The organism is Streptomyces asoensis, from assembly GCF_016860545.1.
Classification (GTDB): Bacteria; Actinomycetota; Actinomycetes; order Streptomycetales; family Streptomycetaceae; genus Streptomyces; species Streptomyces asoensis.
On record NZ_BNEB01000002.1, the window covers coordinates 1,764,238 to 1,789,557 of the forward strand.

Annotated in this window: 24 protein-coding genes; 13 read left to right on the forward strand and 11 right to left on the reverse strand. The window is 72.3% G+C overall.

The window, feature by feature from the left end:
- Nucleotides 1-131: 131 nt before the first annotated feature.
- From Saso_RS10750 to Saso_RS10775, 6 genes are all read left to right on the forward strand, one after another.
- Nucleotides 132-1,502 carry a sensor histidine kinase gene (locus Saso_RS10750; protein ID WP_229901113.1) on the forward strand — a complete coding sequence of 457 codons (1,371 nt, stop codon included), beginning with the start codon at nt 132-134 and terminating at the stop codon, nt 1,500-1,502.
- Entirely contained in the window at nt 1,499-2,182 is a 684-nt protein-coding gene (locus Saso_RS10755; RefSeq protein ID WP_189918933.1) for a response regulator, read from the forward strand. Before Saso_RS10750 ends, Saso_RS10755 begins: the two co-directional genes overlap by 4 nt.
- Nucleotides 2,183-2,392: 210 nt before the next feature.
- Entirely contained in the window at nt 2,393-3,316 is a 924-nt protein-coding gene (locus tag Saso_RS10760) for a CPBP family intramembrane glutamic endopeptidase (RefSeq protein ID WP_189918935.1), read from the forward strand.
- A 119-nt stretch (nt 3,317-3,435) separates the two neighbouring features.
- On the forward strand, nt 3,436-4,032 hold the full coding sequence (locus Saso_RS10765) for a TetR/AcrR family transcriptional regulator (protein ID WP_189918937.1): 597 nt from the start codon (nt 3,436-3,438) through the stop codon (nt 4,030-4,032).
- The gene (locus Saso_RS10770; protein ID WP_229901114.1) at nt 4,029-5,018 is read left to right on the forward strand and encodes a DMT family transporter; all 990 of its coding nucleotides are present in this window, start codon (nt 4,029-4,031) and stop codon (nt 5,016-5,018) included. The genes Saso_RS10765 and Saso_RS10770 overlap by 4 nt, the downstream gene beginning before the upstream one ends.
- 53 nt (nt 5,019-5,071) lie before the next feature.
- Entirely contained in the window at nt 5,072-5,614 is a 543-nt protein-coding gene (locus Saso_RS10775; RefSeq protein ID WP_189918939.1) for a GNAT family N-acetyltransferase, read from the forward strand.
- A 74-nt stretch (nt 5,615-5,688) separates the two neighbouring features.
- On the opposite strand, the gene Saso_RS10780 is transcribed toward Saso_RS10775, so the two are convergent.
- Nucleotides 5,689-5,859, reverse strand: coding sequence for a hydrophobic protein (locus Saso_RS10780; RefSeq protein WP_189918941.1), 171 nt, complete (start codon nt 5,857-5,859; stop codon nt 5,689-5,691).
- 56 nt (nt 5,860-5,915) lie between these two features.
- Nucleotides 5,916-6,575: a hypothetical protein gene (locus Saso_RS10785; protein WP_307822225.1), complete on the reverse strand. Its 660-nt coding sequence runs from the start codon at nt 6,573-6,575 to the stop codon at nt 5,916-5,918.
- Between the two features lie 248 nt (nt 6,576-6,823).
- On the opposite strand from Saso_RS10785, the gene Saso_RS10790 reads away from it, so the two are divergent.
- Together Saso_RS10790 and Saso_RS10795 are read left to right on the forward strand one after the other, a co-directional pair.
- Nucleotides 6,824-7,810, forward strand: coding sequence for a L,D-transpeptidase (locus tag Saso_RS10790; RefSeq protein WP_229901115.1), 987 nt, complete (start codon nt 6,824-6,826; stop codon nt 7,808-7,810).
- Between the two features lie 85 nt (nt 7,811-7,895).
- Nucleotides 7,896-8,423: a P-loop nucleotide/nucleoside kinase family protein gene (locus Saso_RS10795; protein ID WP_189918943.1), complete on the forward strand. Its 528-nt coding sequence runs from the start codon at nt 7,896-7,898 to the stop codon at nt 8,421-8,423.
- Nucleotides 8,424-8,469: 46 nt separating this feature from the next.
- On the opposite strand, the gene Saso_RS10800 is transcribed toward Saso_RS10795, so the two are convergent.
- From Saso_RS10800 to Saso_RS10820, 5 genes are all read right to left on the reverse strand, one after another.
- Entirely contained in the window at nt 8,470-9,327 is an 858-nt protein-coding gene (locus tag Saso_RS10800; protein ID WP_229901116.1) for a glycoside hydrolase family 16 protein, read from the reverse strand.
- A gap of 153 nt (nt 9,328-9,480) precedes the next feature.
- Nucleotides 9,481-11,727, reverse strand: coding sequence for a protein translocase subunit SecD (gene secD / locus Saso_RS10805; protein WP_189918947.1), 2,247 nt, complete (start codon nt 11,725-11,727; stop codon nt 9,481-9,483).
- Nucleotides 11,728-11,791: 64 nt separating this feature from the next.
- The gene (locus tag Saso_RS10810; protein ID WP_189918949.1) at nt 11,792-12,202 is read right to left on the reverse strand and encodes a hypothetical protein; all 411 of its coding nucleotides are present in this window, start codon (nt 12,200-12,202) and stop codon (nt 11,792-11,794) included.
- Nucleotides 12,203-12,230: 28 nt separating this feature from the next.
- Entirely contained in the window at nt 12,231-12,896 is a 666-nt protein-coding gene (locus Saso_RS10815; protein ID WP_189918951.1) for a response regulator, read from the reverse strand.
- Complete coding sequence (locus Saso_RS10820; RefSeq protein WP_189918953.1) at nt 12,893-13,846, reverse strand: HAMP domain-containing sensor histidine kinase; 954 nt, start codon at nt 13,844-13,846, stop codon at nt 12,893-12,895. The genes Saso_RS10815 and Saso_RS10820 overlap by 4 nt, the downstream gene beginning before the upstream one ends.
- A 317-nt stretch (nt 13,847-14,163) precedes the next feature.
- Between Saso_RS10820 and Saso_RS10825 the strand changes: the two genes are divergently transcribed.
- From Saso_RS10825 to Saso_RS10835, 3 genes are read left to right on the forward strand one after another with little or no spacing between them, the layout of a single operon-like run.
- Complete coding sequence (locus Saso_RS10825) at nt 14,164-14,490, forward strand: TraR/DksA family transcriptional regulator (RefSeq protein ID WP_189918955.1); 327 nt, start codon at nt 14,164-14,166, stop codon at nt 14,488-14,490.
- Between the two features lie 47 nt (nt 14,491-14,537).
- Nucleotides 14,538-14,909 (forward strand): TraR/DksA family transcriptional regulator, encoded by a 372-nt coding sequence (locus Saso_RS10830; RefSeq protein WP_189918956.1) that lies wholly within the window; start codon nt 14,538-14,540, stop codon nt 14,907-14,909.
- Nucleotides 14,906-15,691, forward strand: a complete 786-nt coding sequence (locus tag Saso_RS10835; RefSeq protein ID WP_229901117.1) for a rod shape-determining protein — start codon at nt 14,906-14,908, stop codon at nt 15,689-15,691. The genes Saso_RS10830 and Saso_RS10835 overlap by 4 nt, the downstream gene beginning before the upstream one ends.
- An 85-nt stretch (nt 15,692-15,776) precedes the next feature.
- Here Saso_RS10835 and Saso_RS10840 read toward each other — a convergent pair whose 3' ends face one another.
- On the reverse strand, nt 15,777-16,142 hold the full coding sequence (locus Saso_RS10840; RefSeq protein ID WP_189918959.1) for a hypothetical protein: 366 nt from the start codon (nt 16,140-16,142) through the stop codon (nt 15,777-15,779).
- Between the two features lie 84 nt (nt 16,143-16,226).
- Nucleotides 16,227-20,195 (reverse strand): P-loop NTPase fold protein, encoded by a 3,969-nt coding sequence (locus Saso_RS10845; protein WP_268253198.1) that lies wholly within the window; start codon nt 20,193-20,195, stop codon nt 16,227-16,229.
- 67 nt (nt 20,196-20,262) lie between these two features.
- Here Saso_RS10845 and Saso_RS10850 point away from each other — a divergent pair, with 67 nt between their 5' ends.
- The gene (locus Saso_RS10850) at nt 20,263-21,618 is read left to right on the forward strand and encodes a COG1361 family protein (RefSeq protein WP_189918962.1); all 1,356 of its coding nucleotides are present in this window, start codon (nt 20,263-20,265) and stop codon (nt 21,616-21,618) included.
- Nucleotides 21,619-21,723: 105 nt separating this feature from the next.
- Here Saso_RS10850 and Saso_RS10855 read toward each other — a convergent pair whose 3' ends face one another.
- On the reverse strand, nt 21,724-24,168 hold the full coding sequence (locus Saso_RS10855; protein WP_189918964.1) for a SpoIIE family protein phosphatase: 2,445 nt from the start codon (nt 24,166-24,168) through the stop codon (nt 21,724-21,726).
- Between the two features lie 178 nt (nt 24,169-24,346).
- Between Saso_RS10855 and Saso_RS10860 the strand changes: the two genes are divergently transcribed.
- On the forward strand, nt 24,347-24,946 hold the full coding sequence (locus Saso_RS10860; protein ID WP_189919520.1) for a hypothetical protein: 600 nt from the start codon (nt 24,347-24,349) through the stop codon (nt 24,944-24,946).
- Here the strand turns inward: Saso_RS10860 and Saso_RS10865 are convergent.
- Nucleotides 24,915-25,124, reverse strand: a complete 210-nt coding sequence (locus Saso_RS10865) for a hypothetical protein (RefSeq protein ID WP_189918966.1) — start codon at nt 25,122-25,124, stop codon at nt 24,915-24,917. The genes Saso_RS10860 and Saso_RS10865 overlap by 32 nt on opposite strands.
- Nucleotides 25,125-25,320 lie beyond the last annotated feature (196 nt).

Genomic DNA, 25,320 nt, shown 5'->3' on the forward strand with positions numbered 1-25,320 from the left:
CCGTGATGACGTCTGTACAGCACTGACGATCCGCGCCTCCGAGATGTGACAGGCGAGCGGCCCGGAACGATGTGACCTGCATCTCACCTGGGCGGCGGTGCCGTCGGGACCGCGTTGGCTACGCTCGGCCCGTGTTCGGAGCGACGACGGCATCACGGATCAAGGGCGATCGAGGCCTCCTGGCGCGCTGGAACACCCTCGGCGTGCCGGTACGTGACGGGCTGTTCACGCTCGCGCTGGCGCCGGTCGTGTTCGCGCCCGTGACCGCGCCGCTCGGCGCCGAGTTCGGCGACCTCGCCAAGCGCCCCCTCGACGGTCCCGGCGTCCTGGTGACGACGTTCCTGTGGCTGCCCCTGATGCTGCGTCGGCGCTCACCGGGGGTGTGCCTGGCCCTGGTCGCCGCGGCCTTCGCACTGCATCAACTGGCCGCCTATCCCTCCACGTTCGCCAGTGTGGGGCTGTACGTCGCCCTGTACGGCGCGGGAGCCCACGCCGAACGCGCCGACGGGACAGGCCTCGTGGCGGCGCTCGCCGCGGCCGTGGGGTCGTACGTGTTGTTCGCCGTCGCGCTGCACGGGAGGGGTTCACCGCAGCGGGTTTCCGACTTCTGTCTCATCTTCCTCGCGCTGGCGGCCTGTTGGGGGGCGGGCCGGGCGGTCCGGTCCCGGCGGGCGGGGGAGGGGGAGCGGCGTCGCCGCAGTGTGCAGGCGGCGATCGCCCAGGAACGGGCCCGCATCGCACGGGAGTTGCACGATGTGGTGACCCACCATGTCACCGCGATGGTCGTGCAGGCGGACGCGGCCCGGTATCTGCTCGCCGACGCCCCTGGCCGGGCGGCCGACGGACTCGACGCGATCGGCGACTCGGGCCGCCACGCACTGACCGACCTGCGGCACCTGCTGGGCCTGCTGAAGGCCCCCGGCGACCCGGGGTCAGGCGGCACGGCCTTTGGCGACAAGGACTCCGGCGTCTCGGACTTTGTCGCCGCGGCGGCCGACGGGAGGCCGGGCGTGGCCGATCCGGCGGACCGCGCGCCGGCGCCCGGGCGGCTGGCCGACCTCGTCGACCAGCTGCGGGCGGCGGGCCAGCCCGTGGAACTGACCCGGACGGGGGAGCGGCCGGTGATGGCTTCGGGTGTCGAGCTCGCCGTCTACCGTGTGGTGCAGGAGGCGCTGACCAACGCCCTCAAGCACGCACCGGGCCACCGGACGTCCGTCACCGTCCGCTACGAACCGCACGGCATCGAGGTGGAAGTGATGACGGAGGGCAAGCCCGCCGCAGGGGCCGTGGCCGTCACCGGGCTGGGCCGCGGCGGCGGGTACGGCCTGATCGGACTGCGTGAGCGGGTGGGGGTGTTCGGCGGTGAACTGACGGCCGGCGCGGGCCCGGACGGCGGCTTCACCGTGACCGCCCGGATCCCCTCCACGAGCCACGAAACCCCTTCCGGCCCCGACACCCCTCCCGGCCGCGACGGCCGGCGGACGGCTGCGGGCCCCCGATGACGAACACGGTCAGGGTCCTGGTGTGCGACGACCAGGAACTCGTGCGCGCGGGCTACGTCACCATCATCGGCGCCCAGCCCGATCTTGAGGTCGTGGGGGAGGCGGCCGACGGCCACGCGGCGGTCCGGGCGGCGGCACGGCTGCGCCCGGACGTGGTGGTGATGGACATCCGGATGCCACTGCTGGACGGCATCGAGGCGACCCGGCTGCTGGCCGGACCCGCTGTCACCGACCCGGTGAAGGTCCTCGTGGTCACCACGTTCAACCTCGACGAGTACGTGTACGAGGCCCTGCGGGCCGGTGCGAGCGGGTTCCTGCTCAAGGACTCACCGCCGCGCGAACTCGTGCAGGGCATCCGTACCGTCGCCCTGGGGGAGTCCCTGCTGGCGCCCGCCGTCACCCGGCAGTTGGTCGGCAGGTTCGCCGACCGCATCCGTCCGGCCGAGGCGCGCGGGGCGGCCCGGGCCGGGGCGGTGTCGGCCCTGGCACCCCGCGAGACCGAGGTGCTCGCACTCATCGCCGAGGGGCTGTCCAACGCCGAGATCGCCGAGCGGATGGTCCTCAGCCGGGAGACGGTCAAGACGTACGTGTCACGCATCCTGACCAAGCTCGGTCTGCGCGACCGCGTCCAGGCGGTCGTGTTCGCCCACCGGGCGGGCCTGGTCGACGCGCGGGACTGAGCCCGCGAAGCGCCCGCTCCCGCCTCCGCCGGCAACTGCGCTCGCGAGCACCCTCGTTGGGGGCCGAGGACCGTCTGCCCGCTGCGTTGTCCCCCGTGCGAGCTACACGTGATCGTCCACCCCGGGGTGACGCCCGGGGGCCTGCCCCGCTCATAGCGTTCCTCCCGACGCAGGGGCGGCCGGGCCGCCGGTCGACGAGGGAGGAACGTGATGTCGCTTCGGGACGCGCAGGCGGTGCGGTGGGTGAAGGGCCGCTTCTCGCAGACCCCGTTCGAGCCCACGCGGCGGGTGTGGCCGGCCGGGGCCCGGCTGCCGCTGCTCGTGGTGCTGTTCGTGCTGGTGACGGGGGTCGCCGCCGGGATGCGGGGCGTGGCGGGCGACAACCCGGTGCTGTCCCTGGTGGCCGGTGCGGCGACCGTGCTGCTGTCCCTGACGGTCTACGCGGCGGCGGTGCGGTTCCTGGAGCAGCGTCCCGTACCCGAACTGGACCCGGCCGGGGCCCGGTCCGGGCTGCGCACGGGCGTCTTGACCGGCCTCGGCGCCTTCATGGTGACGCTCGCGGCGATCGCCCTGTGCGGCGGATACGGAACGAAGGGCGGGGTGTCCGTGGGCGGTGCGGTGACCGTCCTCGGGATGATGGCGGGGATCGCGGTCGTCGAGGAACTGCTCTTCCGGGGCGTCGTCTTCCGCCTCGTCGAGGATCTCCTCGGCACCCGAGGGGCGTTGGCCGTCTCAGGGCTGCTGTTCGGAGCCCTGCACCTGGTCAACTCGGGCGCCACCGTGTGGGGTGCGCTCGCCATCGCCATCGAGGCGGGCCTGATGCTCGGCGCGGCCTACGCCGCCGCCCGCACGCTCTGGCTGCCGATCGGCCTGCACTTCGGCTGGAACTTCGCCCTGAGCGGGATCTTCGGTGTCACGGTCTCGGGGAACGAGGACATGCCCGCCGGGCTGCTCCACGGGGTCCTGTCGGGTCCCGAGGCGATCACCGGAGGCGGCTTCGGTCCCGAGGCCAGTGTCTTCGCCATCGTCGTCTGCGCCGTCCCCACGGTCGTGTTCCTGCGCACGGCCGGGCGCCGGGGCCGGCTGCGCACCCGCCGCCAGGCCCGGTCCGCGGGAACACCCACCCCGTCCTGACCACCGCCGCGCTCCCGCACCCGCGCTCCCTCTCCCCTGTCCACCGCTCCGGGCCTCTCTTGCCGTGCGCCGGGCCCGGCCGCTAATATAGGTAGACCTACCTACCTAGATCGGCTGTGATGAGAGTGCCCGAGAGCGGGAGCGGCCGTCGGCGGCCGGCGCGGGAGCGGCTGCTGGCGGCGGCGGCGCGCCGGTTCTACGCCGACGGTGTGGCGGCGACGGGCATCGACACGATCACGGCCGAGGCCGGCGTGGCCAAGATGAGCCTGTACAACAACTTCTCCTCCAAGGCCGACCTGGTCCGGGTCTACCTCGACGCCCGGCACGAGGAGTGGCTCGGTCTCTACCGGGCGCGCCTGGAGCGGGCGCGGGGGCCGCGCGAGGGCGTACTGGCCGTGTTCGACGCCTACGCCGACCACGCCGCCTTCGCCTACGAGCACGGCTTCCGGGGCTGCGGCCTGCTCAACGCCGCCGCGGAACTGCCCGTCGGCGACGAAGGGCGGGACGTGGTCCGCGCCCACAAGGAGGAGGTGGAGCGGCTGCTCGCCGCGCATGTCGAGGAGCTGCTGCCCGGCAGGCCGGACGAGGCGCGCACGCTGGCCGAGCACCTCGCCTTCCTGCTGGAGGGCGCGATGGCGCGCGCCGGCCTGGAGGGCGACGGCGAACGGGTCCGGCACGCCAGGTCGATGGCCGTCACGCTGCTGGACCGGCTGTGACGGGCTCGGGCCGGGGCCGGTCCGCGGGCGCGGGGGCGCTGTGCGTGCTGGTCGCCTCGGTGCTGTGGGGGACCACGGGCACCGCCGCCACCCTCGCCCCCGGTGTCGGGCCGCTCGCCATCGGCGCCGTCGCCATGGGCCTGGGCGGAATCCTCCAGGCCCTCACCGCGACGCGGCAGATCGCCCGCAGCTCCGCCGCCCTGCGCGACCGGCGCGGCACGGTGGTGCTGGGCGCCGTCTCGGTGGTTGTCTACCCGCCGGCGTTCTACAGCTCCATGCATCTGGCCGGAGTGGCCGTCGGCACGGTGGTGTCCATCGGTACCGCGCCGCTCGTCTCCGCACTGATCGAACGGGTCGTGGACGGCCGCCGTCTCACCCGTCGCTGGACGGCCTCGGCCGCTCTCGGTCTGCTCGGCACGCTCCTGCTGTGCGTGGCCGAAGCCGCCCGTGCCGGCGACGGCGCGCAGGCGGCCTCCCCGGCCCGCACGCTGCTCGGGATCGGACTCGGCCTCGTCGCCGCCGCGACCTACGCGCTCTACTCCTGGGCGGCGCACCGGCTCATCACCCGGGGGGTCCCCTCCCGGGCGGCGATGGGAGCCGTCTTCGGGCTCGGCGGGCTGCTCCTGCTGCCCGTGCTGCTCGTCACCGGGGCTCCGCTCGTCGCCTCCTGGCCGCACGCGGCCGTAGGCGCCTACATGGCGCTCGTCCCGATGTTCGCCGGGTACGTCCTGTTCGGCCGGGGTCTCGCGCGCGTGCCGGCCAGCACCGCCACCACCCTGTCCCTGCTCGAACCGGCCGTCGCGGCGGTCCTGGCGGTCGCGGTCGTGGGTGAACGCCTGCCCGCCGCGGGCTGGACGGGCATCGCCCTGGTCGTCGCCTGCCTCGCGGTCCTCACCGCCCCCGCGTCCCCTCGTCGGCGCCCGGACCTCGGGGCGCGCGGACGGGCGGACCGTGACAGCGTCTCCCGTCCGGCCCACGCCGACTGAGACGGCCGCCAATTCGCTTGCCGCCGCTCGACCCGGTCGGATAGGAAGCTCGCATGCTGAGGGGCAACAAGGTCGGGCTCAGGGCCCGCCACGAGGAGGACATCCCGGTCCTGCGGACCGAGCTCTACGACGACGTGGCCGGTTCCTCGCGGGCCGAGTCCAGGCCGTGGCGGCCGATCGCGCCCGGCGCGAAGGATCCGCGGCTCGTGGTGGACGACAAGAACGACGGAGCCGTCCCGTTCTCCGTGGTGGAGCTGGAGGGCGGCACCCTGCTCGGCACGGCGACGCTGTGGGGCATCGACACCCATCACCGGTCCGCGCACATCGGACTGGGACTGCTGCCGTCCGCGCGCGGCAAGGGCTACGGCACCGACGTGGTCGGCGTGCTGTGTCACTACGGCTTCGTCGTGCGCAGCCTGCACCGGCTCCAGATCGAGACGCTCGAGGACAACGCCGCCATGCTGCGGGCCGCCGAGAGCAACGGCTTCGTCCGTGAGGGCCGGCTGCGCTCCTCGGCCTGGGTGATGGGCGAGTTCCTCGACGAGGTGCTCCTCGGACTCCTGGCCCAGGACTGGAAGACGGACGCGAAGAGCTGAACCAGGTGCGGGCGGACATGTCTGTGGGCCCCGGGTTGTCCTGGGGCCCACGAAAGTGACATTGTGCGGCGGGATTACCAGCGATACCAGCGGCCCTTGCGGCCGCCCGTGTCGGCGCTGCGCACGACGAAGCCCAGCAGCCAGACGACCAGCACGATGACGGCGATCCACCACAGTGCCTTGAGGGCGAAGCCGGCACCGAAGAGGATCAGGGCGAGCAGAAGAACGAGAAGCAGGGGAACCATAGTTATCAACCTCCATTGGTCCTCGTGCCCGACGAATGGAAGAACATACGGCCGGTTCACCTGGTTTCTTCACCACTCTTCCGGGCAGTCGTCCCAGTTTCTTCACCCAGTTCCACCGTCGTGGTGACCCGGACGAGGGCGGGCCTCGCGGGCACCGAACCGAAGCCGAACCGCACGGGCGGCTCCACGGGTGCGCACCGGCCCAGGTCCGCGCCCTCGAACACCCCGGTCACGGAGCGGACGGGACGCAGGTCCCGCGCGCCGTACCACTCCCTGCGGCCGCCACCGGCGCTGCCGCGCGTGCGTACACCGGTCAGCAGCACGCGCGCGGGCAGGTCGACGCACGCGCTCCAGGCCGGACAGCCGGCCAGCACCCCGGGGACGGCGCGCAGCAGCAGGCCCAGGACGCCCCGGCGTCCGGTGGTGAAGCGCAGGCGGAGCGGACCCGCCTCCACGGTCCAGACGTCTCCCAGGACGTTCACCTCGACCGGGACCACCCGCACGGCGTCGAAGGTGTAGGTGCCGCTGATGAACTCCGCCGTCTCCCGGGACGGTGCCAGCAGCAGCCGCTCCCCGTCGGCCCGTTCCACCATCACGTCGCTGAACGGGCCGAAGGGCGACCGCGGCCAGTGCCCCAGCACCACACGCGTGCCGCCGGACGTGCCGAGGCCCGCGATCCAGCCGTCGAAGCGCAGCCGCTCGCGCCGCCGGGACAGCCGCTTCCACCACGCGGCCGCACTCCACCGTCGTTCTGTTCCGTAGGTCACCACGGACGGCGAGTTCCCCTCACCGGGGTCCCGGGAAACGGGCGGGAGACCGCGGGTACGCCGAGCGGGCGACACAGGACCCACGCGCCGAGTCTTGGAACACGCTTTACGTGGTACACGCAACTGGGGCCCGCCCTGTCGCTGTCTGACAGTGAGTGGGCCCGTCGGGGCCGAGGAACGAGAGAGCGGGGCAGGTTGTGGGACGGCGCAAGGGCGGCACGATGATCGCGCTCGTCACCGGTGTGGTGCTGATGGGCGCGAGCGCCTGTGGCGGGGGCGGCAGCGGCAAGGCGGGCGGCGACGACGCGAAGGCGTCGGGGAAGCCGGGTACGAGCTCCTCGCCGTCACCGACGAAGCCCGCGGGCCCGCCGATGCTCCTGGAGACGATCATGCCCCAGACGGGGACCACGGTCGGTGTGGCCATGCCGATATCGGTGGTCTTCACCGACCCGGTGGCGCAGAAGGCGCGGGCCGCGGTCGAGAAGCACATGAAGGTGAGCGCCTCGCAGCCGGTGGCCGGTGCCTGGCACTGGTTCGGCGACAAGCGCGCCGACTGGCGCCCCAAGTCGTACTGGCCGTCCGGCACCACGGTGAAGATCGACGCCGACATGCAGGGCGTCGGCAACGGCAACGGACGCTTCGGCGTACGCACCTACACGCACACCTTCAAGGTCGGTGACGATGTGCGCGCGGACGTCTCGGTGACCGGCCACACCATGAAGGTGACCCGCAACGGCGCGACGGTCCGCACCCTGTCCATCAACGCGGGCAGCGCCGAGTACCCGACGTGGAACGGCACGATGGCCGTCATCGACAAGCAGGAGAAGGTCCACATGACCTCCTGCAGCGTCGGCATCAGCTGCGACAAGGGAAGCCCGAACTACTACGACCTGACGCTGCCCTGGGACGTCCACCTGACCCAGTCCGGCACCTATGTGCACTACTCCACCGGCGACCCGAATCCGGGCAGCGGCAGCGCGCGCGGCTCGCACGGCTGCGTCCACCTGTCCATGTCGGACGCCAAGTGGTTCTACGGCCAGGTCAAGCAGGGCGACCCGGTCACCATCACCGGCTCGCCCCGCGCCAAGGCACCCGCGGACAACGGCTACGCCGCCTTCAACCTGGACTGGGCCCAGTGGCTCCAGGGCAGCGCCTCCGGTGAGGGAACGACCGCCGCGCTGTGAGCCGGCGTCCGCCGCGCCTTCCCGGCCGCACCGGGTTCCCGGCCCTGCCCGTTCCGGGGCCCGGTGCGCCGATAGCGTGGAGCCCATGATCGTATGGCTCAACGGCACCCATGGCGCGGGCAAGACCACGACCAGTACGCTCGTGCAGCAACTGCTGCCGGATTCCCGGGTGTTCGACGCCGAGAAGGTCGGCGAGACACTCATGGACATCAAGCCGGGACTGCCCGGTGCCGGAGTGGACAACTTCCAGCACTGGCCGCCGTGGCGGCCCCTGGTCGTCGACACCGCCCGCCGCGTCCTCGACTACACCGGCGGCACCCTGGTCGTCCCCATGACCGTCCTGGTCGAGCGGTACTGGCACGAGATCAGCACCGGTCTCGCCCGATACGGCATCCCGGTAAGGCACTTCGTGCTCCACGCCGACCAGGACACCCTGCGCCGGCGCATCGAGGGGGACACGGTCCTCGGCCCGTCCGCGTTCCGGCTGCGTTATCTGGAGCCGTACGCCGAGGCCGCGCGTACCTGGCTGCACGGCGCGGCCGAGGTCGTCGACACCACTCACCTCACGCCCGCCCTCGCCGCCCGCCGGATCGCGCGGGCCGTGACGGGCTGACGCCGGCCCCGTGGCGGACCGCTGCTCTCGCGCCCGCGAATCCCCCTCAGGCTACGGTCCCCTCGCCGTAGAAGCGTACGTAGTCGACCGTCATCGTCGCGGGTGACGGCGTCGAGGCGTCGGGAGGGCCGGGCCAGTCGCCTCCGACGGCGACGTTGAGCAGCAGATGCATGTCCTGTTCGAAGACCCAGTCGTCGGGCGAGGGCAGCTTCGCGGGTGTCAGCGTGAAGTACGGCCTGCCGTCGACGGACCACGTGATGCGTCGCGGCTGCTTGTCCACGGCGTAGGTGTGGAACGCGCTCGACGCGTCCGACGGGAGGGTGGCGGAGTCGCCGATCCCGTTCTCGTTGAAGTAGGTCGGTCCGTGCGCGGTGCCGTACACCGTGCGCGGTTCCCCGCCGACCACTTCGCAGATGTCGATCTCGCCCTGCCCGGGCCATTCGACCCCGTTGTCGCCCAGCATCCAGATCGCCGGCAACAACCCGGTGCCGGTGGGCAGTTTCGCCCGGATCTCCGCGCGACCGTGTGTCAGGGCGACCTTTCCCTCGGTGGTCAGCCGGGCCGACGTCCAGGGGCAGAACTCCTGGGTGTAGCAGGGCAGCCGGGCCGACGCGGGAGCCCGCCGCGCGGAGATCAGGAGATGACCCGAACCGTCCAGGCCGGAGTCGGCCGGGTCCGCCGTGTAGTACTGCAACTCGTTGTTGCCCCACCCCTCGGCGTCCCGGTTCCCGGTCTCGGTGTTCCAGGACTTCTCCGACGGGCGGGTGGCCGCCGCCCCGTCGAACTCCGCCTGCCAGAAAGGCTCTTCCCCGGTCGAAGCAGAGGAGCGCGCGTCCGGGGCGGGAGCAGGGGCCGGTCCGCACCCGCCGAGCACCGCGACCAGCGCGAGCACGACTGCGGACACGGACCGTCGGTTCACCGTGCTGCTCCTGGGGATCGTGAGTGGGGGCGATGAGCAAGGTACCAAGATCGGGTGCGCGCGGACCGGGCCCCCCGGTGGACCGGGCCCCCGCGGACCGCGCGCCCCCCGTCCAACACCGCATCGGAAGGGACGAGTTCAGGTGCGCCGTTCCTTTCCTGTGCGCCGATGCAGTTCGACGGCGAGCGGGGTGGCCGTGAACATCGAGGAGTAGGTGCCCACCGCGAGGCCGACGAGCAGGGCGAGAGCGAAGTCCCTCAGGGTGTCGCCGCCGAGGACGGCCAGCGCGGTGAGGATGAACGCGGCGCCCGTACCGGTGTTGACCGTGCGGGGCAGCGTCTGGAGGAGCGCCTGGTCGGCGACGCGGGCGAACGGCTTCCCGCGAGCGCGGCGGCCGAGTTCCCTGATCCGGTCGAAGACGACGACCGAGTCGTTGACGGAGTAGCCGATGACGGTCAGCAGCGCCGCGAGGAAGACGCCGTCCACGGGCTTGCCGAGCCAGGCGAAGACGCCGACGAGGATCACGACGTCGTGGGCGAGGGCGGCGACCGCGGAGCTGCCCAGCAACCAGCGGAACCGCGCCGCGAGGTAGACCAGTTGGGCGCCGAGGGCCACCGCGAGCGCGATGACGGCGCCGCGGCGCAGTTCCTTGCCGAGGCTGGGCCCGACGGCCTCGTCGCGGATCCGTTCGGCGCCGACCCCCAGGCCGGTGACGGCATCGGTGAGGGCGGCCGCCCGGGCTTCGCCGAGCCCGGGGGTGCGGACGGTGAACTGCCGGTCGCCGGAACTCTGCACGACGGCCCGCGGGAAGCCGGCCTCGGCGAGCGCGGCACGGGTCCGGTCGGGGTCGACGGGGGCCGTCGTGGAGTACTCGACGAGCCGTCCGCCCGTGAACTCGACGCCGAGGTCGAGGCCGCGCACCACGATCCCGGAGCCCGCCAGGACGAGCGCCGCCGCCGAGACGGCCAGCCACCTGCGCGGGTGACGCATCAGATGCGGGCCGGACCGGTCGAGCCGGGCCCGTACGAAGCCCGTGTGGGCGATACCCGTCAGGCGGGGCCGGCGACGCAGGCCGGGGCGGGCGACGGCGTGCTCGGCGAGGACGCGGGTGACGACGAGGGCGCTGAACATCGAGGCGAGGACCCCGATGCCCAGCGTGACGCCGAACCCGCGCACCGGACCGGACGCGAGGAAGAAGAGCAGCGCGGCCGCGATGAGGGTGGTGACGTTGGAGTCGGCGATCGCGCTGAAGGCGCCCCGGAAGCCGGCGGTCAGGGACGACCGGGGCGTGGGGCGGTGGCGAGCGACGTACTCCTCGCGGGCACGTTCGAAGACGAGCACGTTGGCGTCGACCGCCATGCCGATGGCCAGCACGAACCCGGCGAGTCCGGGCAGGGTGAGGGTGGCGCCGAGCGCGGCCAGGGCGGCGTAGGAGACGAGGCCGTAGCAGGCCAGCGCCAGCACGGCCAGAGCCCCCACGACCCGGTAGACGGCGACGATGAACAGCGAGGTCAGGGCGGTGCCGATGGCGGCGGCCCAGGCACTGGCCGCGATGGCGCGGGCCCCCAGGGTGGGGCCGACGGTGCGCTGCTCGACGGTCTCGACCGGCACCGGGAGAGCGCCGCCGTTGATGAGCAGCGCCAGTTCCCTGGCCTCCTCGTCGTCGAAGGAGCCGGTGATGAGGGTGGCGCCGCCGCCGATGCCGGACCGGCACCCGACCGAAGGGTCGACCTGCGGCGACGAGATGATCCTGCCGTCCAGGACGACGGCGACCCGGCGGCCAGGATCCCCGGGCGCCCGGCAGGCGGCCTCACCCGTGAGCCGCGCCCACTCCTGGCCGCCGGCCCCCTTGAAATCGACGGTGACGTGCCAACCGGCGCCACTGTGCGGGTCGAACCGGGCCGCCGCCTTGTCCACGTCCTTCCCGGTCAGCGCAGCCGTTTGCAAGCGCAGGAAGCGGCCCGTCTCGTCGGCCGTCACCTGCTCGTGGGGCCGCTCGGGCGACGGACCGGCGGCCCGGTCGGCTGCGGTCGCCGGGCCGAGCACCTGGTGGAAGGTGAGCCGGGCGGTCCGGCCGATCACGTCGGCCGCCCTGCGCGGATCCTGCACGCCGGGCAACTCGACGACGATGCGGTCGTCGCCCGAGCGGGCGATGGTGGGTTCGGCCACACCGAGCGCGTCGATACGGCCGCGGAGCACCTCCACCGTGCGGTCCGTCGCCTCGGCGCCGGCGTCGGCCGCGGTGGTGGGGCGGGTCTCCAGCACGATCTGGGTGCCGCCGCGCAGATCCAGTCCGAGCTGGACGGGCACGGTGAGCGCGACATACAGGGACAGGGCTACGACGGCGAGGGCGAACAGCCCTCTGAGGTGCGGGGATCGTTTCACGGGGGGGCCTCCGGCAGGCACACCGCGGCCAGGGCGGTGGCGTCGTTCGGGAAGAAGAGGGGGTTCAGCAGCCGGAGGACGAAGGGGGTGCCCGCACGCCGTGGCGCGGCGCGGGCCGTGTCGGCGCGGACGGTTCCGCCGCCCGCGGGACCGGTGCGAGCCGCAGCGGGGCGGCCGGTGAGTCGGGTGCCGGGGCGAGGGCGGGGACCGCGGGTGTCCGGGGCTCGCCTCCGGCGTCCCGCTGGCTCCGCGCGACGGCGGGGGAGACGGCGGACCGGGCGTCGTCCGCGGACGGCCCGTCGGGTACCGACGCGCTCAGGGCCGCCGGAGCCGTACCGGCCCCGGCGGAAGTCCCCTGACAGACGAGCGCCGACAGCCCGGACAGGGCGACGAGCACCGCGAACAGGACAGCCGCCGCGACCGGGGCCAGGCTCCGGCCACCCGCGCGCGCGACGGTGTGCGGGCAGCGTGCCATGACCGTCCTCTTCGCGTGGGTGGCGGGCTCAGGGCTCGATGAGGCCGGCCCGGATCGCGTAGCGGGTGAGTTCCAGGCGATCGCGCAGACCGAGCTTGTGCAGCAGGTTCGCCCGGTGCCGGTGGACGGTCTTGATGCTGATGAAGAGCAGTTCGGCGATCTCCTTGGAGGAGTGCCCCTCGGCCACGAGCTTGAGGACCTCCTCCTCGCGCGCCGTCAGCACCTGCTCGCGCGGCTCCTCGCCGTGGCGGACCCGGTCGAGGTAGTTCCGGATGAGCGCGGTGACCGCGCCCGGATACAGGAACGGCTCGTCGCGCACGGCGGCCCGGCAGGCGGCCACCAGGTCGCGGTCGGCCACGGACTTCAGCACGTACCCGCTGGCCCCGGCCTTGAGCGCCTGGAAGAGGTACTGCTCGTTGTCGTGCATCGTCAGCATCAGCACCCGCAGGTCCGGCCGGAGCGCGACGAGTTCGCGGGTGGCCCGCAGACCGGTCATCCGGGGCATGGCGATGTCCAGCACCGCCAGGTCGACCTCGTGGGTGCGGGCCAGCTCGACCGCCTCCGCACCGTCCCCGGCCTCGGCGACCACCTCCAGGTCCGGCTCCCGGTCGAGGATCAGCCGGACACCACGACGTACCAGGGCGTGGTCGTCGGCGAGAAGAACGCGGACCGGGGAGGTGACTGGGGTGCTCATGACTGCTTCCTGAGGAGGGGTACGGTCAGCCGGACCTGCGTTCCGGTCCGCGGCGGGGAGACGACGTCCAGCGTGGCCCCGATCAGCAGGGCCCGTTCGCGCATGCCCCGGATTCCTGCCCCCTCGGGGGCGGCGCCGGTGCCGCGGCCGTCGTCGCCGACGGTCAGCTCCACCGCCTCGGCGGTGTGCCGCAGCCGCACCTCGACCCGCTCGGCCCCGGCGTGCCGCGCCGCGTTCGTCAGGGCTTCCTGCGCGACCCGGTACAGCACCAGTTCCGTCTGCTCGTCCAGCCCGGGCAGGCCGCTGTCGAAACGGCGCACCACGCGCATCCCGGCGTGCGTGGAGAACTCCGTGGTGAGCGAGGTGAGGGCACTGATGAGACCGAGGTCCTCCAGCACGCCCGGCCGCAGCCGTCGCGCAAGCCGGCGCACCTCGTCGAGGCTTCCCCTGGTGATCTCCTGGACATGGCGCAGCTCGCCGCGCAGCGGCTCGTCCGCCTCGTCGGCGGAGCGCTCCAGCGCGAGCAGGATCGCGGTCATGCTCTGGCCCACCTCGTCGTGCAGCTCCTGGGCGATACGCCGCCGCTCCGCCTCCTGGGCGACCAGGACGCGGGCGCTGCTGGAGGCACGCTCGTGCTCCAGCCGTTCGAGCATGGCGTTGAAGGTGCGGATCAGCTCCGCGGTCTCGCCGCGGCCCCCCTCCGGCAACCGCTGACCGGGGCGCAGCAGGTCGACGGTGTCCATCAGCCGGGTGAGCCGGTCGAGCGGGGCCAGGCCGATCCGCAGCAGGGCCGCGTTGGCGACCAGCATGACGATCAGACCGGCCACGAGGATGACCGCTTCGGTCAGTACCACCGGCACGGAAACGGTCACCGGAGCCCACAGCAGCAACGCGGTGGCACTGCCCAGCACCACCGCGTTGAGCGCGAAGATCCGCCAGAACAGGGACACCGCGACGACGCCTTTCTCCTTGCGGGACCGGCACGGTCCCGACGGACGGCCGCCGCGAGGACCTGCTCGGCCGCGGCCACCGGTCTTGGCCGGCCTGCCCCCAGGCTGCCCCGTCCCGCACGCCGCGTCGATGGGGGTCAATGCCCATTTCCCGGGGTGGCCCGCCCCCGCCGCTATGGGTGCCCGGCCCGTCGTAGATGGGTATCGCGCCCGATGGTTTCCGGCCGTTCCCGCGTCCAGGGTGGAGACCGAGGGCAGCCACGGACGTCACCGGCCGTCGGCGGCCACCCGCCCGCACACGGAAAGAAGGAACGCCCATGTCACCCGACACGCCCCGGACCGATACCCGCCGAGAGCGGCTGACGGCGCACGAGGCCCTCCAGCGCCTCGAACAAGAACGTGCCTCCCGGCTCACCCAGCTGCGCGCCATCGGCGAGGCGGGACCGGCCGGGGAGGAACAGATGATGTCCACGCAGAAGGCCGTGATCCGGCAGGTCCTCGCCGAGGTGGAGGCCGCCGTCGTCCGGGTCCGCAACGGCAGTTACGGCATCTGTCCCGCCTGCTCCGGACCCATCCCCGTCGAGCGCCTCGAGATCCTCCCGTACACGCGCTTCTGCGTGCCCTGCCGGCGCGACGCCGTCTGACGAACCCAGATCCCCGCTCCTGTCCGCCCTGCCCGAGGGGTGATTCGGTGAACCACCAGATCATCGACGACCACCGCACGACCCTGTCCGCCGAGGACCTCGCCGCCCTGCGCGAGAACCTGCACGAGCAGCTCCTGTTCCGGCGGGAACAGCTGCACCAGCTCTCCACCCCCGCCGCGGACCGGGCCGACGCGCTCCGCGACCGCGGGGCCGCCTCCCAGACCGAGGTCCGCGTCAAGCTCGCGGCCTCGGCCCGCATGGTCCTCACCGACGTCGAGGCCGCCCTCGCACGCATGGACCGGGGCAGCTACGGCCTCTGCCACCTGTGCCGCGGGCCCATCGACCGCGCACGCCTGTCGATCGTGCCGCAGGCCCGCTACTGCGGCCGGTGCCAGCAGGTGAGGGAGGGCGGGCGGTGACCACGCCCGCCGGGCCCGGCCCCGTCATCCCGCGTCAGCGGTCCTGGCACCGGCACCGGCGGTGTCCGGGCGTCGCCCTCGACCTCGGCAGCGACCGCACGCGTGCCTGGATGTCGGGTCGACGGACGATCCTGGACGTGCCCACGGTCACTTTCCCGGGCGCCGGACCCTCCTACCCGGTGCGGCGCGGCACCATCGTCGACAGCGACGGGACCGCGCGGATGCTGCACCGGCTGCTCGGCCACCGGCTGCCCCGCGTCGGCCGCCCCCTGCTGATCCTGACCACGCCCGCGCTGGGCGGCACGGCCTACCGCACCGCGGCCCGCGCCGCCGTACAGGTCCTGCGTCCGCGCACGGTGCTGACCGTCCCCACCGCGCGCGCCGTGGCGGCCGCCACGGAGGCCGACCTGACCCGGCCCCTGCTCGTCCTGGACCTCGGCGCCCAGCTCACCGAGGTCACGCTGCTGGTCGACGGGGCGGTCACCGACGCCCGTACCACCGCTCTGGGCACGAGCGACCTGGACGGCCGCACACCGCCCTCGCGGATCTCCGACGCGGTCGTCGCGATGGTGAGCGCCATGCTGGAGCAGGACCGCACCGTCCAGACGCTCGACGCCCTGCGGCGCGGCGCGCTGCTCGCGGGCGGCGGCGCGCTGCGACCCGACATCACCTACCCCCTCGCCGGCCGGCTGCACGCTCCCGTCCAGCCGGTCCCGGCCCCGCACACCGCCGCGGTCCGCGGCGCCGCGAGCCTCCTGCGCAGCGCCGACTTCTCCTCCTGACCCGCGCGGGCGCACCGAGCGGTGCGGTGCGGCCCGCGTCCGAGCACGCGGCCGCGGTGCCGTTGGCCGGGCGCGCCGAGCCCGGTCAGGCCAGGTCGGTGAGGTCCTCCGCGAACACCTGCGACAGCGGCTGGGGCCCCACGTACTGCTGGCAGTTGCACTGTCCGGCCTCGTACCGCAGCGGCTTCTTGTTCTCGTCCCAGGCCGTGGGCACTTCGACGCGCTCGTGGCAACGGCCCTGCTTGTCGTGCTTGGCGAGATGGTGCGTGCACCCGCACACCGGCTCCGGCGCCCTGTGCGCGGCCTCCACGGCCAGCCGCTCCTGCTTCGCCGCCTCCAGCAGCTGCAACTTCCGCTCGTGCCGATTGCGCAGCGCCGTACGGACGTTGTCGGCGACCCACGCGAAGCCGCCCGTCCAGAAGATGATGAGGACCCACCAGAACCAGTCCACCCGCCGCCCCTTCCCCCGTCTCCGACGCAACCAGCGTAGTCGGCGACACCGGACCCGACCCAGGCCGGTGGCCCCGAGGTCGGCTCATGCGTCAGGGGCTTGTGGGGCTGGACCGTCGTCCGGGCGAATTCCCGTCCAGGTGTGGAAGCTCAAGCGGCTGACTTCACGGCACCATCTCTGATACGGGCGGGTCGTGGAAGGGAAACCCTGTCGGGTGCCGATCTGCCGAAGGACGTGTGCGACGTCGCTGCCTTGAGGTCCGGCAGCCTCCAGGGATGTCGTGAGATCGTCCGACGGGCCGGCTCCCTGAATGGCGGCGAGCAGGAGCGGGGCGGCATTCGGGCGGCCCACCAGGAGGGCCAGGAGAAGCTGGACGGCCTGGTGGTCGGAGTGCTCCTCGGAGGAGCCGAGGAAGCGAGGCAGTTCGGCTTCCGGAATGCCGAAGCGGATCAGTCGGTAGAGGTTGACCAGCTTCTTGGCGGCCCGGGGTGTGGGAAGCAGCGGGGCGAGGGCAGCCAGGCAGTCGATTTCCGCCTCGGTCAGCAGCAGTGGCGACGGCCGGACCTCCAGCGGCGTCCACCCGGGGCCGGGATGGCCGGGCGACCGCGAAGTGTCCTGACGGACGGGTTCATCCGAGGAGACCGGGGACGGGCGCGAGCGGGGAGGTCGTTCTTCGGGGCCGAGGCGCGCTGCCCCGAGGCGGGTTCCGTCGTTCGGCCCGGCCCGTTCGGTGCTCGGTGGCGGACCGTGGCGGTCGGTGAGCAGTGCCTTGATGTAACTTTCGGCCGCTTCCTGCGAACTGGTCGGTACGGTCCACGGAATCTGGAAGATCTTGTCCAAGTAGTCGAGCGGAGTGACCGGGAGCGATGCTTCCGAACGATCTGGGTGGTTCTCGGCTGGAAAGAGTTCGCTGTAGTGGTGTTCCAGAGCGCCCAGCAACCAGCGCGGATCCACGGCGACCACGACCACGAACAGTCGCAGTGCCAGCATGAGGTGCACTGCGGCCAGCAACTCGACCACCCGCGCGGGTGGGCAGCGGTCGAGGTCGTCGATGTAGAGAATGATTCGTTCGAGAGGAGGTTGTCCGCTCGGGTACGTGGACCACTGCCGACGGGCCTGGTCGAGATCGTCCTGCAAGTGTTCGAGGTCTTTGTGGATACGGCCGAGCAATCCCCGGTCGGCGGCGTAGGTGTCCGAACGGCCGAGGTCGTCCAGCAGTCGGGAGAGGCGTGCGGTTGCGTCCGCCTGAGCCAGCCTGTCCTCGACCTCGGCGATCCGGGCGCTGAGCTGTTCCTGTACGGAGCCGAGGTCGGTCATCGTGCCGGTGACCGACCGGAGGTCCGTCACGATACCGCTGATGGTGTGCAGGGCAGTGAACAGAGCCAGGACGGCTGCACCGGCAGGGGCGTAGGCCGAGTCGAGCCAGCGGTAAGCGGCATAGGCGGCAACGGCCAGCAGGCCCCATCCCGTCAGTGCACGAAGGATGTGCGGGGTGACGATTCTCAGTCGGCGCCATGTCCGGTTGCCCGTGCGGACCGGCGATTGCAGCCCGCTGCCTTGTTCCTGGGTGATGATGTCGAACAGTTCGGCTTCCTGCGCCTTGTAGTGGGCCAACTCGTCGCGCAGCTCCTGACGTCGTGCCTCGGCCTGGTCGGTGGAGTACTCCGGCGCCTCCGGGAGGTCCGGCTCGGCGAGGGCACGGAAAAGATGGGTCGCCAGCCCCGCCCAGAGCCGGTCGTCGCTGTAGTGCCAGGCGTTGAAGGTCACCTGGCGCACATGGGACACGAAAGCGCTCTGACCGCTGTTTCCCATGGCGGCTGACGAACGCGCGACCAGCTCACCCACCTGTTTCTGCATCTGGAGCATGACACTGGACTTTCCCGCTCCCCAGCCTCCGAGCAGTGCGATGGCCAGGGGCGGATCGGTATCGCGGGCACATACCAGGCTCGTGAGGGTGCGTACATGGCGCGCCGTTCCCAGCAGGTCGTCGGCAGTGGGCTGATCCGGATGGGTCCTGGTCACGTTGGGTGCCCGCAGTTGCGGCACATCGGCGCCGCCGATCCGTTGACCGCTGTGCGCCTGCCAGAGGCGCACGGCGCCGTCGCGACCGCCTGTCGCCAGGACGGACCTGCGCGGCTCGAAGCACAGGACGGTCACCGGTCCGACATGGGCCTGGAAACCGGTGGCGCGTGCGCCTGTCGCGCTGTACCAGACCCGGACGTACCCGTCTTCCGCCCCTGCGGCGCACAGGGTCCCGTCCGGGCTCAGAGCCACGGCGCTCACCCTGCCGGAAGGCTCTCCCGGCAGGGGACGTGCCAGGTCCACGAGTGGCTCGCCGGTGTGGGCATCCAGCAACACCAGTCCGTCGTCCCCGTGGATCAGTGCTGTCGCGCGCCGGCCGCCCATGTGCAGGGACGCGTGTCCGGGCCGGCAGGGAAGATCGATGTCGGGGGCGCTCTCCAGAGCCGGAAAGGACGGGGCGTGGCGGAGCTTCGAGCCCGCCACGACGGCGATCCCCTGGCCGTCACAGCTGCGTACCGCGAGGATCTTCCCGGGCATTTCCAGGCTGTACTCGGGCTCTTCCGCTTCCGCTGCCTCGTTCCACAGGTGCAGCGTTTCTCCGCCGGAGACGATCAGCGATGAACCGATGAATCCAACGGACGACGGAGGAGCCTGTGGGCTGATCGAGGGAATGAGCGTCACGAGACGCTCGCCGGTCCGCAGGTCCCACACTTTCACCATGCCGCCGCCTCCGGTCGACGCCAGCCGCTCGCCCGGTCCGTCGAAGGCCAGGCCGGAGGTGCTGGCGTAGATGTGGGCGAGGTCGTTCAGGTGCTCCTCGGACAGGCGCAGAGCCTGGAGACCGGAGGCCGTGTGCCACACGCGCACCGTCCCGGAATCGGAACCGGTGGCGAGCAGTCGGCCGTCCGGGCTGAACGCGGCACTCGTCACCTTGCCGATGTCGCCGACGAAAGTGTGCCGCCGCTCGTGTGCAGCGGTGTCCCACAACGCGATGGTCCCGTCCCAGCCCGCGCTGGCGAAGGTTTGGCCACTCGGACTGAAGGCAACACGACTGACGCGTTCGTCCCCGTGTCCACCGAGCTCCGCGACGCACTCCCTCCGCTCGTAGTCCCAGAGCCAGACGCTGGACGCGTCTCCGGCACCGCCTGCGAGGAGCAAGGGGCGGTGGGGATGGAAGGCGATCGACCAGACGCCCTCGAAGTATCTGTTCCGGTCTCCCCACCGCTGCGGGAGTTCAGGGCGGGCCGCACCGTCCCGGACGTCCCACAGACGGATGCCCGGGCTCTCCCCGCCCGCCGCGAGAAGGTCACCGTCCGGGCTGAACGCCACGGCCCTGGGCCAGCGTTCCGGATGGTCCATCTCGATCTGCGGTCGGTCACCCTCGACCGCGTGGACGCGGGTCCTGCCGTGCATGTTCGCCCCGGCGAGCCGGTTCCCGTCGGGGTGGAAGGCCACTCCCTGCACCATGCCGTGGCCCGGCAGCCGGGGAAGGCTTCTGAGGCGGGACAGGGACGGTACGTCCCACACACTCCATTGCCCGTCGTCCTCACCCACCACCAGCATCCGGTCGTCGGGGCTGAAAGCGACCGACCACGCGGACCGGGACTGTTCCGTGGACGCCACCTGCTTGAGCTCCCGCTCCGGTACATCCCACAGCCGTATCTCTCCGTCGCGCGAGACGCTGGCCAGCATCCGGCCGTCGCTGCTGGCAGCTATGGCCCGTACGAGCGCACGGTGACCGGCCAGCACCGCCACCGGTCGTCCCTCGGAGCAGTCCCACAGCCGCACTGCCCCGTCGCCGCCTGCGCCCGCGAGCAGATTCTCGGAGCAGAAGACCAGCCCCCAGAGGCTTCCGGGATGTCCGGCGAACTGCCCGTCAGGGCCATGACGTTGTCCAGCCACCGAGCCCCCCCACGGCGCAGTTTCCCGGAACCGAGCCTGCCCCCGACACGCTTGCACACAACAGAAGTCGTCGCCTAGTGCCGTGACCGCAGGGCCGGAAAACCCCGGGGCGGTGAGCCGTCCTGCCATGTGATGATCCAGCCGGTGCGCCGGGCTGCCGGCCCACCGGTCCGTCACCACACCCTTGGGAGCAGCAATGAGACCGCTCTTCGCTGGACGCCTGTTACGCCTCGGATCCGCCGCCGTGGCCTGTCTGCTGACCGCCGGCACCGCCGGGCCCGCGTCGGCCGCCGACGACCTGCCACAGACCGACGAGTTGTCCGTCCACACTCCGTACAGCCGGACGCTGCCGCTCGGCACCGACGACGGCCGGCCGCAGGTCCGCACGCTCGGCGTCGGGCTCTACCACGACAACGACAACTTCACGGTGACCGACGGCAGACTCACCGTCGATGTGACCGGCCTCGCCGGGGTCGCCGAGGTGACCTGGCCCGAGAACTGCACACCGAACGGTGCGAGCGCGGTGTGCGACGTTCCCCTGGTCCCTGCGATCGGCGACTTCGAGGACCAGGTGCTGCTGACGGTGCGCGCGGCCGACGGCGCCGGGACGGGCGCGCAGGGCAGGATCACCTACGAGGCGACCGCCACCGGCGGGCCCGAGGGCACCCTCACCGCGCCGCACGAGAGCTTCTCCACCACGCTCACCATCGGCTCCGGGCCCGACCTCGCCATCGACCCCCTCGTCGACATCAAGGACGCTCGGCCCGGCGACGAGCGGACGATCCCGTTCAAGATCACCAACAACGGCGACCGGAGCGCGGACGGGTTCACCGTCTCGCTGAACACCTCGCACGGCCTCGCGGATCTGACCCGGTACGACGCCTGCACTTACACCGCGGCGGAAGTCAACGGCTACCCGCCGACGGAAAAGGCCCTGTGCGCCTTCGACCGGGTGCTCGCGCCGGGCGACTCCTTCGAGCTGCCCGAGCCGCTGACGGTACGACTCGCGCCGCACGCACTGGCCGAACGGCTCGACATCGATGTCGAACCGCTCGGCGATGCCCAGGACATCGACCCCAGGAACGACTATGTCGCCCTTCAGATCGGCGCCGTGAACACCGCGGACTTCTCCGTGACCGGTGACGCCGTCTCCGGCGCGGCGGGCGAGACGGCCACGGCCGAGCTCACGTTCAGGAACAACGGCCCGGCCTGGGTCGGCCACCTCGGCTCGGGCGATCCGGTCGCCGAGGTCCGGCTGATCGTGCCCGCGGGTACCAAGGTCACCGGTGTGCCGACCGGCTGCTACCCGCACACCCTCACCGGCGGCTACTACCCCAGGCAGACGGGCGCTCCGCGCTACGACTGCGAGTTGCCGTACTGGGTGCTGGAGGACACAGGGCGTACGTTCGCGTTCTCCGTGCGTATCGACACCGTGATCCCCGGCGTGACCGGCGCGGTGAGCATCCACCCCGAGTACGGTGAGTTCGGCGAGTACCCGTTCGACTTCGACCCGGACCTCACGAACAACACGGCGGTCCTGGCCGTCAACTGACCGGTCACGTAGGTTCGGCGCAGCCGTGAGCGGCTGGGCCGAACCGGGGTGCGCCGTTGCGGCAGCCGGGTGGGCTGGTGCGGCTCTCCTCCAGGACGGAGAGAGTCACCCGGCCGGCAAGGCCTGTTCCGCCCAGATGGTCTTGCCTCGGGGGGTGTGCCGGGCGCCCCAGCTGTGGCTGAGCTGGGCGACCAGGAGCAGTCCGCGGCCGCCCTCGTCGTTGTCGCGGGCGCGGCGCAGGTGCGGGGCGGTGCTGCTGGCGTCGGACACCTCGCAGATCAGGCTGCGGTCCAGGATCAGCCGGAGTTCGATGGGCGGCTCGCCGTAGCGGATGGCGTTGGTGACCAGTTCGCTCACGACGAGTTCGGTCACGAAGCCGGTCTCCTCCAGGCCCCACTCCCGCAGCCGCCGGCCGACGCCGCGGCGGATCCCGGCCACCGCCGCCGGTTCCGCGGGTACGTCCCAGACGGCCACGTGGGCCGAGTCCAGGGTGTGCGGGCGCGCCAGCAGCAGGGCCACGTCGTCGTCGGGCCGCTCCGGCAGCAGCGCCCGCAGCACGGTGTCGCAGGTGTCGTCCAGGGACGGCCCGGCGCGGGCCAGGGCGGACAGCAGGACGTCGATGCCCTGGTCGATGTCCTGGCCGTGGCCTTCGACGAGCCCGTCGGTGTACAGCGCGAGCAGGCTTCCCTCGGGCAGTTCGATCTCGGCGGACTCGAACGGCAGGCCCCCGAGCCCGAGCGGCGGGCCGGCGGGGAGGTCGAGGATGCGGGGCTCGCCGCCGGGGGTCAACAGTGCGGGTGGCGGGTGCCCGGCCCGGGCCAGGCAGCAGCGGCCGCTGACCGGGTCGTGAACGGCGTACAGGCAGGTCGCGCCGATGTCGGCGAAGCTGCCGGACAGGTCGTCGGCCTCGGCCGACAGCCGGTTGACGAGATCGTCCAGATGGGTCAGGAGCTCGTCGGGGGGAAGATCGACGTCGGCGAGGGTGCGTACGGCGGTGCGCAGCCGTCCCATGGCGGCCGAGGCCTGGATCCCGTGGCCCACGACATCGCCGACGACGAGGGCCACGCGGGCCCCGGAGAGCGGGATGACGTCGAACCAGTCGCCGCCCACCCCCGACTGCGCGCTGGCCGGCAGATAGCGGGAGGCGACCTCGACCGCGAGCCGCTGCGGCAGCCGTTGCGGCAGCAGGCTGCTCTGGAGGGTGAGCGCGGTGGTCCGCTCGCGGGTGTAGCGGCGGGCGTTGTCGATGCTCAGCGCGGCCCTGGCGGTGATCTCGGCGCCGAGGAGCAGGTCGTCGCGGGTGAAGGGGTCCGGGCGGCGGTGGCGGGAGAAGGTGGCGACACCGAGGGTGATGCCGCGTGCGCGCATGGGTACGGCGAGCACCGAGTGGAAGCCGAACCGGCTCATGCGCCGGGCGCGTTCGGGGGCCTCCGCCGCCCACTGGGCGACTCCCTCGGTGGTCACCCGCACGATCGTGGGTTCGCCGGAGACCAGGCACTCGGCCGCCGGCGAGGTACCCGGGTAGGCGGCCACCGCACCCTGCGCCACCACGGCTTCCGGGCAGCCCGGCAGCACGGACTGGTTGGCGACCCGGCGCAGCGTGATCGGGTCGGGGAGTTCGAGGGGGCGCAGTTCCTGGTCGTCGTCGATGTCGGGGAGCAGGTCCACCGTGACGAAGTCCGCGAGCGGGCCGGTGGCCACGTCGGCGAGCTCCTGGGCGGTGCGGGTCAGATCGAGGGTCGAGCCGACGCGCACCCCCGCCTCGGCGATCAGGGCCAGCCGCTGTCTGGCCAGGTGTTCCTCGGTCGTGTTGTGGGCGGACAGGAGCACTCCGCGCACCGTGCCGTCCGCGTCGCGCACGGGGGCCAGCGACACCGACCACGAGCTCTCGTGCGGGTCGCCGGCCAGTTGCAGAGCGGCGCGCAGGTACTGGCGCTCGCCCGTCTCGATGACCCGTTGCATGAGGTCCTCGGTGCGGTCGCTCTCGGGGTCGAGGACGATCTCCGAGACGCGCAGCCCGCGCATCTCTGCCTCGGACAGTCCCAGCACGCGCTCCATGTCGGCGTTGGCGCGCAGCAGTTGCAGGTCCCTGTCGTAGAGGGCCATGGTGCAGGGGGAGTGGACCATCGACCACACCAGCATGCTGTCCTCGTCCGGTTCCCGGAGCGAGCCCGGTCTCGGCACGACGATGAGCCAGTCGACGGAGGCGGGCGATCCGTTCCCGTCGGCGTGGCCGGGCTCGCGGCGGTGGGCGAGCAGGCTGACCGTGACCCGGTGGCCGTCCCGGTGGCGCAGGTTCACCGTGCCGCTCCATCTGCGTGCTCCCGCGACCGATGTCAGCAGGGTCCCGACCGGGTCCTCGGCGAGCAGGAGGCCCGCGGAACGGCCGGTGACCTCCGAGGCGGGATAGCCGACCAGTCGCTGCGCGCCCTCGCTCCAGCCGGTCACCGTGCCTCGCGCGTCGACGACCGCCCGGGCGGACGCCGTCCCACCGCCGGCCCGCGCCCGCCGTCCTGCCGCGTCTTTCCCGGTGGTTCCGGTTCGCGTCATCGCGTGCTTCCTGCCCTCGGCGGCATCGGCTCAGAACCGACATCTAAGCAAAATATTACATATTGGAAATAAAGGGTATGTTGTCCGCCTGTGCGTGAAGCGTGCGGGCGGGAAAATGCCGGGCGCCCGGTCGCCGGATCATGAGAAAGTGCCCGTCGGACCGGTGGACGGGGGGCGTATGGGGCTGGTCTACAGCTACGAGATCTATCTGCGCCGGCGGGACGTCGCGGGGGCGCTGACCGCGCTCGCCGGACTGGCGCCACCGGCCCGTGCCGTACCGCCGCTCGACGTCACCCTGCCGGACGGAGAGCGGCTCGTCCTGCCCTTCACCTCGCGTTTCGAGAGCGAGCCGGTCGACTGCTCCGGCAGTCCCACGCTCGAACTCGACACGTCCATCAGGTTCGGGGTGGACGACGCGGTGCGCGCCTTCGAGGGGCCGAGCGGCCGCGAGCCCGACGAGGACGGTCGGATCGCGATCGGGTACGTCTATCTGACGGTCCGGTTCGCTTCCCTGCCGCATCCAGGTTACGCGTCGATGGAGTTCTGGGCGGCGACGTCGGGAATGAGCCGCATGTTCGCCCGCTCGGCACGCGTGAGGGAGCTGTTCACCGACCTCACCGCGGCGGTCGGCGGAGTGTGCTGCCTGTTCGACACCGGTGACGGCGGTCCCGAGGAGGTGTGCTGGCTCGACGGTGCGACGATGCGGGAGAAGGTCCCCGGCGACCGCTTCCCGGACCTGCGGTCCCTCACCGCGACCTGGCCCGACCCCGGCCGCTGAGTCCCCCCGTGATGGGGCGGCGGTGCTGGGCGCGCTGTACGGAGACTCCGCCGACCGGGCCCCAGGCGTCGATCCGGACCGTCGGGCCGCCGGACTCGCTCGGGCCCTCGTCCCGCACCCCGCCCAGACGCAGCCCGTGCACCTCCACCCGGACGTCGGCGCGGACCTTGAGGCTCACGCCTCCGATCAGGCTCAGCTTGGTGATGCGCAGCTCGGCGCCGTCCGGGAGGTCGACGTCCGTCAGGTCGATGTCCGCGCCGCCGATGAGGGAGGCGGTGACCGTCCGCGGGGCGAAGTCACGCTACGGACGGCGGTACTTGGGCCACAGTGCCCGCCGTCCCGCGTGGCGCATGACATGTGTCATGGTCCGGTGT